We start from the raw sequence: 15,631 nt of genomic DNA, 5'->3' as shown, positions 1-15,631 counted from the left end.
ACGGAATTGAAGGAGAGATCCCTATGCCCATCTATAATAAACTCGTCCGCGACCTGATCCCGGAAATCATCGAAGCCGACGGAAAAACATGTGTAACGCATACATTGAACGAGTCACAATACATAGCGGAAATAAATAAAAAGATGCACGAGGAACTGTCAGAGTATGAAGAAGCCACTAATGCGGAAGATGCTGTCGAAGAACTGTCCGACATGCTAGAACTAATCCATGCGGCAGCTATTTATCATGGTGTGACGGTAGAGGAACTGGAAGCCGTACGCGCGCAGAAAGCTAAAGCGCGTGGCGGATTCAATGAACGAATCTATTTGGTGGAAGTAGCGGATGACTAAACTGCGTCTACTGACGAAAAACTTGCTAAGCGACTTAAAGCGATTAACTGCCGAAGCGGATACGATCTACTGGATGACCGCGTTCATGATGAAATCTGGCGTGAACGAAGTACTCCCCGCTTTACGTGACGCTTCTATGCGTGGCGCGGATATCAAGATACTGACGGGCGATTATTTATCGATTACACAACCGGATGCACTGAAATTATTACATGAAGGATTACCTGCTGCCGAACTTCGCATGATCGAAAGTGGCGGTACATCCTTCCATCCAAAAGCGTATCTATTCAAATCACAAAACAGTTCCACCGTTATCATAGGATCGTCCAACTTATCGCGTTCCGCCTTGACGAAAGGAATCGAATGGAACCTTTACGCACCATCGACAGTAGACGAAGAGATTTTCGAAACGTCTGCGGATGAATTCATGAAAATGTTCTTATCTGTGAATACAGTACCGATTAACAATGAACAAATTGAATTGTATAGAACACGATACGATGAAACGAATCGCAAACTACCCTTTAGTTCAGTATGGGAACCTCAATCTGAAATCGAAATGACATTCGGTGCCACTGAACAAGAAGAAAGTAGCACCGTCGATCCAACAGCACCTTATCAATCATCTGTCTTAGATCCACGCCCTGCACAAGAACTAGCTCTCACTGCGCTCAAGCAAACAGTCGAAGCCGGCTATGAAAAGGCACTCGTCGTTCTCGCAACAGGACTCGGTAAAACGTATCTAGCAGCTTTCTTCGCAGAATCATACAAAAGCGTACTCTTTATCGCGCACCGTGAAGAACTGCTTACGCAAGCACAAACTTCATTCGCCCGGGTCTTCCCGAACCGCACAAGTGGCATCTACAACGGCCAGCATAGACAAGCAGACTCGGAATTCGTCTTCGCATCGATCCAAACACTCGCGAGACAATACCATTTACACCAATTCGACCCGACTGCGTTCGATCTAATCGTCGTGGACGAATTCCATCACGCGGCCGCCACTACATACGAACGCGTACTGGATTACTTCAAACCGGAATTCCTGCTCGGTCTAACCGCAACACCCGACCGACTCGACAACAAAGACGTCTACAGCCTATGCGACGGCAACGAAGCGATCTCGATCCACTTCCTAGACGCTATCCGGAAAAACTGGCTCTCCCCTTTCGTCTACTATGGCGTGATGGACGAAACGGATTACAGTCAATTAAAATGGCGAAATAATTCATACGATGAAGAAGAGCTATTACGCCTGCAACTACGGGACAGTTACGCACAAGCAGTACTCGACGCATGGAACGAAAACAAACAAACGCGAACGATCGGATTCTGTTCTTCCATTAAACAAGCGATCTACTTAAGCGACTACTTCACCAAAGCCGGTTACCGCTCACTCGCCTTGTACGGAAACACAGACCGACATACGCGTACTACTGCACGAAACTTACTAGAAACTGGTCAACTCGACATCATTTTTACTGTAGACCTATTCAACGAAGGCGTCGATATACCAAGCGTCGACACCCTCCTATTCGCCCGCCCTACCGAATCGCTGACCATCTTCACCCAGCAGATCGGTCGCGGTCTACGTATAGCAACCGGTAAAACACATTGCGTCATTATCGACTTGATCGGGAACTATCGCAATGCACGGAAGAAATTTGAAGTATTTAACGAAGACAAAGCTTTACCTACAAAAATCAGCAGCGAAACATTTACCGAGAGTGGCTATTTCGAATTCCATTTCGAAACAGCTATCATCGACTTGCTGGAAGCAATGAAACAGAATGAACCGATTCAGCAACGACTGATCAATGCGTATTTTGATTTAAAAGCAGAACTAGGGCACCGTCCGACATATCTTGAGTATCATTTGAAAGCGAATGAAGATGCGCGGGCTATTCAGCAGAAGTTTAAGACGTATCCGATATTGCTAGATTACGCGAAGGAATTAAGTGAGTTGGAGAAGGAAGTACTGACTCAACATAAAGACTTGCTAATTGAAATCAATAAAACGCTGATGAATAAAAGTTATAAGATGATTCTATTGAAGTATATGCTGACTAGAGGAGCGTCTGATTGGTATAAACCGGTAGCACCAAGTGAGGTTGCCCCCTTCTTCCATGCGTACTTGATGGAGAAACCTTATCGGCGTGATACGGATCTGTCGGATAGACAGGGGCAGTTACTTCGGGAGTACGATGAGGATAAAGTTGCGAAGTTGGTTGCTATGATGCCGATGTCGAAGTGGAGTGGATCTTCGAAAGGTTTGTTTGTGTTTGAGAATGGTGCGTTTGGAACACAGATGAAAGTTGAAGAGCAGCATGAGGATGTTTTGTTTGGTTGGGTACAGGAGATTTGTGAGTATCGGTTGCATTGGTATTTTGAGAAGATAGGTTCTATTACGTAAAAAAAGTTGCGACTTTCGCGCAACTTTTTTATAAGCCGGAAGGGTCTGAAACATTTTTACTAATTAAACAAAGTGTTTCCCATGTAATGCATAAGATACTTACCGAGAATCTTTTTTCAATCCACTCCCCCAACGCTGGGAGTGACTTGATATTGTAATACCTCTCTCTAGATGGGCATTATTTCAATCCACATTCTTATAATTTAGAATGACATTCAATCTAATAAATTAACTCATTATAACACAAGAGAACAAAATATTCAGTTTTAATAGAGGTATAACTATAGTCTTGTCGAATTATATAGCTTAAAGGGAGGAGATATGATTTGAATAGTTGGGATAACTGGGAAAAAACGTACGGAAATCCACCAATATTACAAGGTAAAGATTTTGTAACAACGATATTTAATCCGTTAATTGAAGAACAAATGATTTTAATCACTGGTGATAACATCGATGGTACGGATGAAGGCTTAACATTTTTATTTATCTATTTAATAATTGACGGTGAAGTAGATCACGGACTTGAAACGCTAGCTTTCAATAATCCAGAGGAAGCGCAAAGTTTTGTGCAGAACCTTCCTAAAATGACGGCTCTTCAATTTATGTTCAAGACACTTGGTGTCCAACCTGGTTTTCTTTATTAAATAAATGTAAGCAGCCATCATTAATAGTTGGCTGCCTTTTTTTAATAATTTATCAGAGTCCATCTAGTTCAATTGATAGCCTATCCGATTAATATATTCATATAAGAATTATTTCGAACAAAGTCCTGCAAATATATTTCACCCCTTAGAGATTCACCTCAATTCCAAACCGATCAAATTTCAATGCTTTTAGAATTAATGCTTCCTGAAGGTCCGATATCTTATTCGCCTACCATGCCATCGTTATCATTATCTCGCATATATTTATACAACCAGTGTTCGCTAGTTATTGGCATACTAAAACCTGCTGCTTTTGCTTCTTTAATTGTTACTTGACCATTACCGTTTGTATCAACACTAGAGAGCTCACCTTCGTTTGTGGAAGTTCCTTCTGAATTGGACTCGGATTCATTATTCTCGGTTAGTCCAAGAGATTCGTTTACCTCATCTGGATTCACATTTTCAAATGTATCCGTAATAACATTTCCCTTTATTGTATAGATATATTTGTAACTTGAAGGAATCTGCGATTCCGTATTTGGATAGGTGATAATTGCTTCAAATTTGGTAGCTCCACCTGCTCTTCGGATCTCGTTTTCCATATGCGCTTGATCACCATGTCGGTTGAGCGTGCTATCCTGTGGGGTAATATTATATGCATTCGATACCCCTCCGAGAGAGTCAGCAATTATATGGCCTTCATCTAAAACATCAGATTCAACTCCGGGAACCTTAGCCTCATCAGAATAGTATCTGCCAGACGATAAAACAGGTTCTTTACTGTCATCTTGCAGGATGATTTCGTCAGCTATGACACGTACTAGTTGTCCGTGTTCATTAGTAAACCCCCAATATTCCCGGTCCCCATAACCAATGTCAACAACGACGTTAGGTTCACGATAACCTGATAAATCACCACCATCAACTTCAATTAGTTTGTATCCGGAGAACAGTTCCTTCTTGGGTTGAGTTGGTATTTCTTCTTTCTGTTTCTCTACTACGGACTCCTCTTCTTTCTGTTTTTCGACGGCCGTAGTGACAGTTTCTTCTTTTCCACTATTTTTATTGGGTTCAACAGTCGTGGCTTTTTGCGGATTTGTTTCTACATCTGTAATGGATGCATCTTCTGAGTTGGTACAACCGACAATAAAAACGATTGTTAATAGTAAGATTAAATAGTTCATTATCTTTTTCATTCTTCAAACCATACCTTTCATCTGTGTCAAATCTTCATCCAAAAATTATATCATAAGTAAACGCGCATTCTACCATTTCCCATGAAGTTTAAATTAAAATACACGAGAATTAGTAGAGTTCGTAAAAGCACACTTTTACGGACGATTTATAACAGACTCAAAAATAGCAAATGCAGTGTTCATAAAAGTGTTAAAATAAATTACGAACGTTCACTAATTCACTAATACTTTTACGAACGAATTTCAGGTATAATGTAAGGAAAGAATCTTTTTCGAGGTGAACTATGGAACAACGCAAATTTGGTTATATACGCGTCAGCAGCAAAGATCAAAATGAAGGTCGGCAATTGGATGCTATGAAAAAGTTAGATATTAATGAACGCGATATTTATTTGGATAAGCAAAGCGGAAAGAACTTTGAACGTGTAAACTATCAATTGCTTAAACGGATTATCCGAAAAGGTGACGTATTGTATATCCATTCGCTGGATCGATTTAGTCGTAACAAAGAAGAAATCCTGCAGGAATGGAATGACCTGACGAAGAACATCGAAGCCGATATTGTTGTCATGGATATGCCGTTACTCGATACGACGCAATATAAAGACAGCATGGGAACCTTTATCGCGGATTTAGTTTTGCAGATCCTTTCCTGGATGGCTGAAGAAGAACGAGAACGCATTCGAAAACGGCAGCGTGAAGGAATTGATTTGGCGTTGCAAAATGGGGTTCAGTTTGGAAGACCAAAAATTCTTATTTCAGAAGAGTTTAAAGGGGTTTACATAAAGTAGAAGGCTAGAGAAATAACAGCTGTGGAAGCTATGAGGGAATCTGGAGTTAAAAAGACTAGCTTTTATAAATTGGTGAAAGCACTCGAAGAAGAAATATCGAGCACATTATAATAGAAGAAACTCTTAAAACCTCCTTTACCGAGAATGGCAAAAGAGGTTTTGTATACTTACAACGACTGATTTAAAAGTTCGGAATTCAACAGATTTATAATACCGAAGTTAATTTCTCTTCTATGCCTACAAATATTTATCCAAGGTTGTCTCGGACACCGTTAGGTAATGTTGAACTAAAGTTTCCAGTGATTTATGTCCTGTTTGTTGAGCGATAGTTGGTAAGTCTGCACCTGCAGCGTGCATCGCTACCACCTGACTTTTTCTGAAATTGTATCCGGTAAGTCCCCCAGTCCACCGCTGCAGAGCTTTACAATAACCTATTTCACTAATAGCTGTGCTCTCATAGCGTCCATTCTTATATACTCTCCCTACAAAGTAATCGTCTGTTTGAAGATTGTATTCGCGTATATAATCTTCAATTGCGATAATAACTTCTGGAGTAAGCCGTTTAGTATGCCATCTTTTTTGTTTCTTCAAATAAACATGAACGGATCTGTTTTTTAGATCAAAATCTAATATTTTCATACGAACCATTTCATTAGGTCGGTTAGCGGTTACAAGATTAACTAAACAAATTGCTTTTGCTCTTATCTGTAGCTTATTAAGAGTATCCATCAATTCTCTCTTATCAATGGCTGATTTTCCTCGAATCTGAATTAAATGGCATATTGATCTTCACGATACATTTTCCGCATCGCTGAAAGCTCGTATGCCACTCTAGACCTTCCTTTGAAATCTATACTATGAATCAGAGTTAAGTATTTTCTAATAGCTGCCAGTCTACGTTCCCACGTCGCTTTTTTAATTCTTTGTTTGGTCAATGAGATATATAAATAATCGAGCAGCGCCTCTGTTTCAATTAGTTGGCTAGTATTGGTGCAATATTCTTTGCACCTACGAATATCCCCCTCATATTGTCTTGGGATCTCCCCCATCTTATTTTCAATATCAACTTTCCTTTCGTAGTGACGTTTTTGAGTCTCAAATGTATCTTGATGCTTTGATAATTTAAAATCTGACATTCCTTTTCCTCCCCACTTCTTTTAAAATCAATCTTGGCCAACATTTTGACAGATTGATTATGAAAATAATTATGAGGCTATACAAAGGAGGCAGAGAAGTAATATAGATAATACCAGTGAGTAACAATACCTTTACTACTTCATACCTTACGGATAATAAATGTACTTTTCAGAAATGGAAATGTTATACTCACCATACAAGCTTGGCTAATTCGTAATAGACCGGTATTCAGTAATCGGGCCATGATTTTTGTATAATTTTTCATTTTATATGCAGACATATTTACTCAACTTGTATAGGGGGATGGGCTATTGTCAAAAAAGAGTATTTATCGTGATATCATTTATTTTGATACGGATAAGGTGCAATCTATATTAGCACAAATTAATAAAGGATTAATAACTTCTATGTTGGAATCTACAAATTCAGAGCATAAAGGGAAAGGTGAACTAAAAACTGGAAAGTTGATGGAGCTACTTTTACAATTACCTATTTCAGGAGAAGGAAGTTATGAGTACACCAGAATTAAAGGACTTCATGAAGAAAAGTCTTTACATGATTTTGCTTTAACCGAGTTGCTTGAGACTTTACCATTAAATGACGTGACTTCACTAAAGAGAGAGGCTTTTAATTCAGGTAAAAAGCGAACCTTTGTAAAGGTACGAGGAGATTTTTCTTTATACGATTATGAAGATCTGGCTAGGACAATTGAAAGAATAGAAATTATAGATTCATTATTCGGGAATGCAAATGATGAAAATGCACAAATGAAGAGCTTTGCGGATTTTATTAAAGCTGCCTATGAAGGACTCACAGCCATTGAAATTATTAATAAAAGCGACATCAAATTTTTAGGAGCAATTAATCCGATTTATCTAAGAGAAACAATGAGAAACCTTCTTTTCAAGTATGGTGGTAGTCCTAAAGGTGAATGGGAAATGGTTTGTCAAATAACTAATTTACCCGGGCGAAGTAGTCAAAGTTTAAATGATTCCTTTAAAAACTTCGGAGAAACTATTGATCAAAATGCCATTAGTAAAGCAAAATCAATAAATCCTATTATGAATGAAATTGTAAATGAATTCAGTAAAATAAACGATATGTTTTCATCTGTATCATATCCAAACATTTCTGTAGAGCCTATAGCTGTTTATAAAGAAATGAGTTTGTGATTAAAGTGTGTTTAGGGTATATGCCAATAATCGGGCCATGCTGCAAAAAGAAGTTCTAAAATAAAATAAAATCAGGTGATAAAGTAAATGACTAACTCATTAAAGGAGAAGGAAATGGAGAATTTAGTTTATTCTATAGGTAGGTTAGAATCTGAAATATACTATCCCCTTGGAACATGTACGCTTATAAATAAAATTGATACTTTAATAACAGCTGCACATGTAGTCAATGGGAATGATAATAATTTAGTAATTAAAATAAATAATAACATTTCAGGTTACCAAGATACGACAGAGAAGAAGCTCACATTAGTAGGTGTGAAAATTGAAATGATTGATCCTATTAAAGATATCTGTGTATTAAAGTTGGTTCAAGCATCTGGGGCAAAATCTAATCTTAGAATAGGAAATACTGATAGTTTAGCGATAGGTGAGAAAGTAGCCATTATAGGTTTCCCACATTCAGATTTAGGAAGAATCGTGTTAACCCAGCAAACAACGGAGGTAGGGGCAAAAATACTGTTAGGCAATAGTGGCGTTAAAACAAAACATCTTGTTCTAAATATACAAGCAAGACCAGGTCAATCAGGAAGTCCAGTAATTAGTTTGAAGGATAGAACCTTAGTGGGAATTCTGATTGGCCCTTATGTGCCAACTGTAACTGGTGGAATAAGTTTGGGAGGGATAGATCCACAGACATTACATCAAACAACACATGTAGTTTCTTCAGAGTATCTACAAAGGATGATTGAAAATGAAATGGAATGAAATAGTAAGTACTTTTGATATTCCGAATGAGGAATGGCTAATAACACTACCTAAATATCAACAAAGTACTATAAAAGAACTCTTGAATATTAAGGATCCAGAGGATGTTGCCATTGCGTGGTTGACTGCCACAACACAGAATACTTCTCCTTTTAGTGCAAAAAAGGAGGATTCTAGTAGATACTTTGATTTAATAAAAATAGAACTTTATAAATTACTGTGTGGAAATCCTGAATATAGTGAAGAAAGAAAAGAATTAAACGGAATAATTAGTTCACACAATAATAAGACCCTTGTAGTATCAAGTATTTCAGGAATTATTGGATCAAAAGTTGGGTTGGCTGGTACTTTTATAGCACCTGTTACCGTATTGATTTTTATGACAATATCTAAAGTCTCTGTCAATGCCTGGTGTGAATGGCAGAAACAAGATGAGACTCAATAATATTATTAACTGGAAATTATATAGTCATTTTATAATACTTGTTAAATGAAAAAGACATCTTAAAAAGTGAATCTCAATATTCAACTAAAGGAAGCATTAACAGTAGAAGATTAAAGCCGTAATAGGACCAATTAGTCTCTTGTCAAAGAATGGTGGTCTTATATCCAGTGAGGAAAGGGAAAATGGAATAGCGAACTAATCACTTGTAATTTGTAAAAATTTGGTTTGATGTCAGATGAAAAGCTTCTTTTGAACTAACGTCTTTACTTGTGAAGTAACATATATCAACGTTCTACATCATGGTATTATAAATACAATATTGAATTGGGAGGAGAGATGTTAAATGACGAAAATTGTTAACTTTGAAGCGATTAAGAAACAATTCATCCTTGTTAAACCCCTGGGAAGTGGTGGAACCGGAGATACACATCTTTTGAAAGATGAGACAACGGATATGCTTTTTGCATTTAAAAAATATGTACCAAAAGATTCGAATTATATAGATGAAAATTATGAACGTTTTATTGATGAGATAAAAATTTTATTTAATTTGTCCCACCCTAATGTTGTACGAGTTTATAATTATTATCTGTATCCTCAACAAAAGACCGGGTATCTTCAGATGGAATACATAGAAGGTGATTCAATTGCAGAATTTGAAATAGATCCTTTTGGTGGAAAAAGGTGGTCAGACATTTTTATTGAAACAATAACCGCCTTCGAATATTTAGAATCAAACAATGTCTTACATAGGGATATTCGTTCAGCAAATATTATGATAGATAAGAATGAAAATGTTAAAGTTATTGATTTTGGTTTCGGAAAGAAATTGGAGGGTTTGGATCTTTACGCTAAAAGTGTTCATTTAAATTGGCCTGTAACCCAATTGCCAAATGAAACAAACTATGAAGGTATATATAATCATCAAAGTGAAATTTATTTCCTCGGAAAATTACTGGACAATGTTATCGACAGGAGTCTATTTACTTTTAATTTTGAACATATCATTGAAAAAATGATTCAATTAGACCCTGAGAATAGATATAAATCGTTTCATGATATTTCAATAGATATTTCTAAGGGTGTACTTGGAGAGATTGATTTTACAGAAGAAGAAAAGGATATATATGGAAAATTTGCAAACATACTCTCGGCTGTCATTATGTATTATTGGTCAGAATACGATCCGATTCGTGATGATAATGAAATCTTAAATAACCTTGCTAATCTAATAAGAAGAAGTTCACTTGAGAACGTTATTCAAGATAATGCGTTATTAATTACCTGCTTTATTAAAGGCCATTATAACTACAGTAATAATATAGATATTGAAGTATCAATAATCTCAGATTTTTATCGATTGCTAGATAGCCTAAGTCCTTACAAGGTAAAGATTGTATTAGATAATATAGATGCAAGATTATCTACTATAAAGGTAGAGGCAGTAGAGGATGATTTGCCTTTCTAAATCATTACGACTTAATATTTAATTGCACCGAGAAAACACAACACTTATGGCCATTAACTATGACGAATACATAACTACCCGAAATACTGAGTACAGAGAGTTGTCAAAAGAGTATTTTGAAAATCAAATCCTTTTATAAAGATGCTTAGAAAACAAATAGACTATGACATGGTGAACCAGTAAGAAATAGAGTAGGCGCATGAATTCATTCATGCACCTACCCTATTTCTACTTTTAAACTTGTTCAAAACCATATATGGATTTTCGGTGTACGGATAATTCATGTTGGAAAAACTGCGGAATTTTAAAGTGCTGAGGGTGTTACAATTCAAAAGTTATGACACTCTCGTGCTGTAAAAGAATATGCGGAAAATGAAATCTGACAAAAGTGAACCTTCAATTTAATTATGCGCTAAAATGAATTGGAAATAGTGAAAAAAGGAGGTTTTGAAGCCTGATGAAAGACATATTTTCAAACAACGTAAATAATACTGAAACAACCGCTTATATGAATTGGAGAACACAACGCTTAGACCATATTAATAATATGATTGTTGTCGCAGAAGGGTTTAGAGACTCATCTTTATTATTAGTAAAAGAGATTTTGAAAGATAATACAGACAAAAAAGCCGATATATTGATTTTCCCAATCCTATTTAATGCGAACCACAGTATTGAAGTATATTTAAAAGCAATCTGTTGGACTCAAAATAGATTATTGGATAAAGACGATAAGTTTGATGAGAATCATGATTTAAGATGGCTTTTTAAAAAAGTAGTCGATTTGGAAAATGAATTGAATAATTCGAATGACAAAGCAGTATTTCACGAAATGTTGAGCAACCTAAAGGCTTATATTTATGAACTTTATGGGAAAATTGAAAGAACAATTAAAGACAAAAAAGGAAATGATAAATCCATTTATGATATTACATTTTGTCGTTACACCTTTACTTTAGGTAAGGGTAAGGATTTAGCACCGCAGTTCTATATCAATACTTTCGAAAATGTAGTAGTGGATTTAGAGAACTTCCTTACAGTATTTAAAAGTATTTTTGATAACCTTAAATCTTTATCAATGTATTATTCGAGTTTGCTTGAAGCTAAGCAAGAAAATGAATATGAAGCACTCCAACTTCAAAAAGAAATGGAATCTGAATTTCGTGGTGATTATTAAATACCCTAGCTAAAACTAATGTGTCACTTTGACCAATAACTTGCACTTATTTCAACTAATATTTAGTACATCTAACCTGAAAAACCAACTACCTTGAAACCATAGAGTATTAGTTTCAGTAAAAATGTATCCTACGGGTACACTCCAAAGATACAAAAAACATACCATAAAAAATGGTATGCTCCTTTAATTGAACTGAACCCCAAAAGGAGACACTTTTTTAAAGTGTCTACCATTTGGGGTTCAGTTCACCATTATGTTTACCTCACTCTTCTTTTAACTGATAGAAAAAATCTTGTATCTTTTAAAATGCACTTGTTAAGGACTTCCAATTTTCGTGCTGCATACTATCGGTATACACTGTATTATTGATACTAAGGTTTTCGTTCTTGTCACGAACAAAGCCCCATTTAATATTATTTTCTTGTGCATACTTCTTGAATGCTTCAAATTTATTTTCTACTTGTCGGTCAATATTCTTGCTTTGACCATATTTTTGTTCTCCCCCTTTGGTTTCTATAATCCAGACGTCACCATTTTTGAGCTTTACAATGTAGTCTGGATAGAAAAGCCATTGATTACTTATCCCATCAATATAAACTATGGAAAAGTATTGCTGCCCTTTATCTCCATTCGAATATACCCAATCGACAGATGGATTATTTTCACAGTATCTCTCGAATAATCTTTCAGATAGTGAACGAATCCCATCAACTAACACCGACGATGGATACTCTTTATAAGCATTACTTAATATATCTACAATATCGGATTCGTATGGATCAATTTTGATGAAATCTTGTTCTGGAATTCTAAATTCACTTCTCTTAGGAGTTAAAACCATTGAATTTTGTTTTGCCAACTGACTTGTTGCTATTCTAAAATCCTCTTTTAACAATGGCACATTATTAATAACAAAAGCATAAAACTCTTTTGTGTTTAAATTTAGGAGCGCCCCACTATTGAACGAGGTTTTGCGGAACAGCCTTTCCAATATTGTTCTTAATTTACCTTGCTGAATATCTATAGCTAATTTTATTTCATTTATTGAATGTAATAATTCAATCCCATGTTTACTGGTATCAACCTCTCGGTGAGTTTCGAAAAAAGATCCAATATCGGAATCTAAAATTGAAGCTGTTTTAATAAATTCACCTTTTCTGGCGACCCTTACTAATTTATTGGTAATTTCATATTTTTCGGATTTGAACATTCTTTCATTGTCTTTTTTCTTGTTTGTCAATTTATACTTTTTAGTAAAGAACTTATGTATTACATTATAAGTTTCTCTTTCTCCAAGACCGTCAAAATCTAAATCTCTTAGTTGTTTTTCCAATGTAAACGTTTTACATTTTTCTTTCAAAAACACTCTTTTAACTTCGAATGCATTATCAATACTCTGTTTAATACTTTGACGGTACTTTTCATCAAATGTATATAGATAGCAATTATCCAACAAGGTATCTTCATAATGTTTAGCCTCTGGCATCCTTCTTAATCTTCCAATGGTCTGAATTGTGAAGTCCTCATTCATATTTTCACGAAGCTTAATAAGAACTTTTGCTCTTGGACAATCCCATCCCGTTGCTATTGCCTGTTTCATAAGTAAAAATACTGGCCGTGCATCTGATTCCTCGATACCTTCTTTATTGATTTTATCGCTGCTATCGCTCATCCATTTTGCAACTAACTTATTTTCATACGTATATCCCATTGCCGCTAATTTATCTTCGACACGTTCAATAAGCTCTGTTGACATGTCTGGAAACTGAATCAAAACTAAAGGCCTAATTCTTTTATTTTTATTTTTGTAGGCATCTGCTATTGTCATTCTCTTTTCATTAGCCAACTCAATCAAATATTCATGTTCATTATCAATTGTGGTGGCTGCTTCTACCCCGTCATTGATGTACAATGCATTTGTTATAAGACCCGAATTTATAACATCAATCTCTTCGATTTCGTGGAATTCGTAAATCGGATTCTTTTTGGCTGTAGCAGATACCCTTATTGTAAATAAGGGTGCAAAAGAATTAATAATGTCTTTTGCTTTGTTCGTATCATTTGAATGTTCCTCATCAATGATTAAGATAAACTTGGTGCCATCCCTATGCGCGTCGGCAATACGTTCGTAAAGATTTTTTCTCTCGCCATCTGTGATAGCTTTATTTCCTCTTTTAGTGACTAACTCCCAGTTTATGAAAGTTGTATCGCCTGTTTGGAAACCCGTAGTTAATACTTCGAATAAATTCTTTGAATTTCTACTAGGTAGATGCCTTAACATCTTTTGTCTACTCTGTTCTTCTAAATCTCCTTTTCCAGGACAAAGCCATACGAAGGATACATTCGAATCAATCATATTAAGGTACTTATCAATATAATCGATTAGAATGATAGTCTTGCCTGCTCCCGTAGGCGCTTTAACTACAACGGTGTCTTTACCAGTAACGGTTGAAGTAACATCAATTAAATACTCAACACAATCGTTTTGAAAATCAAGTAATCCTTTTGGTAACCCTATCATAATTCTCCTACCTCCCTTAACTCACTATTGAAGTAGTACTCTGGTATAGGAATTAATTTAATTCCTAAATTGTCAAATACCACTTCCTGACTTCTTGTCAGTAATACCTGTGAAGAAATATATATTGCTTTACATTTTTCAAGAATCTCTTGATGCTGCTCAATATTATCTGCATCCTCGTCTGTTAACAAAATAATGTATTCTTTGTTATCAATTTTGATTGCGTGCTCAAGCTGTATCATCTCTATCATGTGTTTTAGAAGTTTTCCAGTGAAATCATAATCGTCATCATTGGAGAATTTTTTAATGTAATCTGTCTTGTAATACTTGAAGTTTGTAGAAATACCTTCTACTTTTTCAGCTATTATGTCTTGGCCTATTAATTTAAACACGCCATCCTTTAATTCTTTTATTATGTTTGTAAAGTTCGCCAGACTACGTTCCTCTATTCCTTTGACGTCTTCCAAGATTTTTTCCATGTCATTCAAATCATTAATATTAAGGAATTTCTCAAATAGTACACTTTCTTTTTTTCCTTGATACTCATAACCATTAATAATGTTGCTTACCCTTTTATAAGTCACATTTTCCGCAATATTATTTTGATTGTTAGTACAAAGAATAAATTTCCGTTCTCCACCATCGTCTTTATTTAATTCAATAACCGCCTGTCCCGTAGTTCCAGAACCAGCAAAAAAGTCTAATACTAATGCATCCCTTTTAGGAAACAGTCTTAAAAAGTATTTAATCATCTCTAAATTTTTAGGATTATTAAATGTGCCACTTTCGCCTAATACATTACCCAATGCTGTCGTACCATCATTAGTTGAAAACTCAATAATACTTCTAGAATTACCCCTACTATACAAGTTGTAAGAAAGCTTTCCGTTGTCATTATATACTTCTGACTTATCGACAAATGTTCTTTTCCTAACAGCATATGACTTAGATCTTTTGTTTTCCGTAATTACAATGAGATGCTTATTCTTATTAAATTTATCTAAATCCCAAGTCCAAGCACCCAATTTACCCCTCACTCTTGGTGGTCTAATAGGAACATATCCTTCTGTAATTAGATCCTCATTATCCGTATATAGTTCATCTTCATCATTTGAAGTCTTAGCCAACTCAATATTATAATCGCAAACAGCCTTCTTATCCTTAGTTGTTGGATTATAATAAACTGTATACCCTAGATTCTTCCGTGCATTTAATACGCCACCTTCGCCCCGTGTTGTTATTGGATCATTAAGGTAATAAAATTCTTCACCTTCTTGAAGAATTTTTTTGACACTAAAAGCGCTATTCAGTAGTGTAGGTTTTACTTTTGTACCAATATAATTACATTGCTTTCTGTAAACTAATATATATTCATGGTTTTTTTGAATATTGATAGTATCATTTTTTGAATCCTAAATTGCAATATTAAATTAGCCACTTAGATAAAATCCAGTGTATGTATGAAGGGGAATGTGATCCCTCAATTAACGGGTTAGTTTTGGAAATACTATGCTAACCTAGCCAACTCTTCTTCAAACAAAAC

The 15,631-nt window shown here is 35.6% G+C and carries 13 protein-coding genes and 1 pseudogene; 9 read left to right on the top strand and 5 right to left on the bottom strand.

Features of this window, described 5'->3' with window-relative positions; all coding sequences use genetic code 11:
- Positions 1 to 23 precede the first annotated feature (23 nt).
- The 3 genes from CSV76_RS05830 (at position 24) to CSV76_RS05820 (ending at position 3,410) form a co-directional block, all read left to right on the top strand.
- A complete protein-coding gene (locus tag CSV76_RS05830) occupies positions 24 to 350 on the top strand; it encodes a nucleoside triphosphate pyrophosphohydrolase (protein WP_099624957.1) in 327 nt (108 codons plus the stop codon).
- Positions 343 to 2,763: a DEAD/DEAH box helicase family protein gene (locus tag CSV76_RS05825; protein ID WP_099624956.1), complete on the top strand. Its 2,421-nt coding sequence runs from the start codon at positions 343 to 345 to the stop codon at positions 2,761 to 2,763. The genes CSV76_RS05830 and CSV76_RS05825 overlap by 8 nt, the downstream gene beginning before the upstream one ends.
- Before the next feature lie 326 nt (positions 2,764 to 3,089).
- A complete protein-coding gene (locus CSV76_RS05820) occupies positions 3,090 to 3,410 on the top strand; it encodes a hypothetical protein (protein WP_099624955.1) in 321 nt (106 codons plus the stop codon).
- Positions 3,411 to 3,631: 221 nt separating this feature from the next.
- Here CSV76_RS05820 and CSV76_RS05815 read toward each other — a convergent pair whose 3' ends face one another.
- A complete protein-coding gene (locus CSV76_RS05815; RefSeq protein WP_099624954.1) occupies positions 3,632 to 4,606 on the bottom strand; it encodes a DNA/RNA non-specific endonuclease in 975 nt (324 codons plus the stop codon).
- A gap of 284 nt (positions 4,607 to 4,890) precedes the next feature.
- On the opposite strand from CSV76_RS05815, the pseudogene CSV76_RS05810 reads away from it, so the two are divergent.
- A pseudogene (locus CSV76_RS05810) lies at positions 4,891 to 5,508 on the top strand (recombinase family protein).
- A 126-nt stretch (positions 5,509 to 5,634) separates the two neighbouring features.
- Here CSV76_RS05810 and CSV76_RS17655 read toward each other — a convergent pair.
- Both CSV76_RS17655 and CSV76_RS17650 read right to left on the bottom strand, forming a co-directional pair.
- Positions 5,635 to 6,126 (bottom strand): tyrosine-type recombinase/integrase, encoded by a 492-nt coding sequence (locus CSV76_RS17655; protein ID WP_233204415.1) that lies wholly within the window; start codon positions 6,124 to 6,126, stop codon positions 5,635 to 5,637.
- A 41-nt stretch (positions 6,127 to 6,167) separates the two neighbouring features.
- Entirely contained in the window at positions 6,168 to 6,533 is a 366-nt protein-coding gene (locus tag CSV76_RS17650; RefSeq protein ID WP_233204414.1) for a hypothetical protein, read from the bottom strand.
- Between the two features lie 312 nt (positions 6,534 to 6,845).
- On the opposite strand from CSV76_RS17650, the gene CSV76_RS05800 reads away from it, so the two are divergent.
- The 5 genes from CSV76_RS05800 (at position 6,846) to CSV76_RS05780 (ending at position 11,564) form a co-directional block, all read left to right on the top strand.
- Positions 6,846 to 7,706 (top strand): DUF6414 family protein, encoded by an 861-nt coding sequence (locus tag CSV76_RS05800; protein WP_099624953.1) that lies wholly within the window; start codon positions 6,846 to 6,848, stop codon positions 7,704 to 7,706.
- An 87-nt stretch (positions 7,707 to 7,793) separates the two neighbouring features.
- Positions 7,794 to 8,474, top strand: a complete 681-nt coding sequence (locus CSV76_RS05795) for a S1 family peptidase (protein ID WP_233204413.1) — start codon at positions 7,794 to 7,796, stop codon at positions 8,472 to 8,474.
- Positions 8,461 to 8,919 carry a hypothetical protein gene (locus tag CSV76_RS05790; protein ID WP_099624952.1) on the top strand — a complete coding sequence of 153 codons (459 nt, stop codon included), beginning with the start codon at positions 8,461 to 8,463 and terminating at the stop codon, positions 8,917 to 8,919. Before CSV76_RS05795 ends, CSV76_RS05790 begins: the two co-directional genes overlap by 14 nt.
- A 343-nt stretch (positions 8,920 to 9,262) precedes the next feature.
- On the top strand, positions 9,263 to 10,387 hold the full coding sequence (locus CSV76_RS05785; protein WP_099624951.1) for a protein kinase family protein: 1,125 nt from the start codon (positions 9,263 to 9,265) through the stop codon (positions 10,385 to 10,387).
- 457 nt (positions 10,388 to 10,844) lie between these two features.
- A complete protein-coding gene (locus tag CSV76_RS05780) occupies positions 10,845 to 11,564 on the top strand; it encodes a hypothetical protein (protein WP_199173039.1) in 720 nt (239 codons plus the stop codon).
- Between the two features lie 304 nt (positions 11,565 to 11,868).
- On the opposite strand, the gene CSV76_RS05775 is transcribed toward CSV76_RS05780, so the two are convergent.
- Together CSV76_RS05775 and CSV76_RS05770 are read right to left on the bottom strand one after the other, a co-directional pair.
- Complete coding sequence (locus CSV76_RS05775) at positions 11,869 to 14,088, bottom strand: DEAD/DEAH box helicase family protein (RefSeq protein ID WP_099624950.1); 2,220 nt, start codon at positions 14,086 to 14,088, stop codon at positions 11,869 to 11,871.
- A complete protein-coding gene (locus CSV76_RS05770; RefSeq protein ID WP_255406933.1) occupies positions 14,085 to 15,476 on the bottom strand; it encodes a DNA methyltransferase in 1,392 nt (463 codons plus the stop codon). Before CSV76_RS05770 ends, CSV76_RS05775 begins: the two co-directional genes overlap by 4 nt.
- Positions 15,477 to 15,631: the final 155 nt, after the last annotated feature.

The sequence above is a fragment of the Sporosarcina sp. P17b genome, from assembly GCF_002743115.1.
Lineage (GTDB): Bacteria > Bacillota > Bacilli > Bacillales_A > Planococcaceae > Sporosarcina > Sporosarcina ureae_C.
This window is presented reverse-complemented; position numbering and strand designations above follow the sequence as displayed.

Coding starts and splice junctions, on each gene's coding strand:
- CSV76_RS05825 (WP_099624956.1), top strand. CDS start 343: ATGACTAAACTGCGTCTACTGACGAAAAACTTGCTAAGCGACTTAAAG.
- CSV76_RS05785 (WP_099624951.1), top strand. CDS start 9,263: ATGACGAAAATTGTTAACTTTGAAGCGATTAAGAAACAATTCATCCTT.
- CSV76_RS05830 (WP_099624957.1), top strand. CDS start 24: ATGCCCATCTATAATAAACTCGTCCGCGACCTGATCCCGGAAATCATC.
- CSV76_RS05790 (WP_099624952.1), top strand. CDS start 8,461: ATGAAATGGAATGAAATAGTAAGTACTTTTGATATTCCGAATGAGGAA.
- CSV76_RS05775 (WP_099624950.1), bottom strand. CDS start 14,088: ATGATAGGGTTACCAAAAGGATTACTTGATTTTCAAAACGATTGTGTT.
- CSV76_RS17650 (WP_233204414.1), bottom strand. CDS start 6,533: ATGTCAGATTTTAAATTATCAAAGCATCAAGATACATTTGAGACTCAA.
- CSV76_RS05795 (WP_233204413.1), top strand. CDS start 7,794: ATGACTAACTCATTAAAGGAGAAGGAAATGGAGAATTTAGTTTATTCT.
- CSV76_RS05815 (WP_099624954.1), bottom strand. CDS start 4,606: ATGAAAAAGATAATGAACTATTTAATCTTACTATTAACAATCGTTTTT.
- CSV76_RS17655 (WP_233204415.1), bottom strand. CDS start 6,126: ATGGATACTCTTAATAAGCTACAGATAAGAGCAAAAGCAATTTGTTTA.
- CSV76_RS05780 (WP_199173039.1), top strand. CDS start 10,845: ATGAAAGACATATTTTCAAACAACGTAAATAATACTGAAACAACCGCT.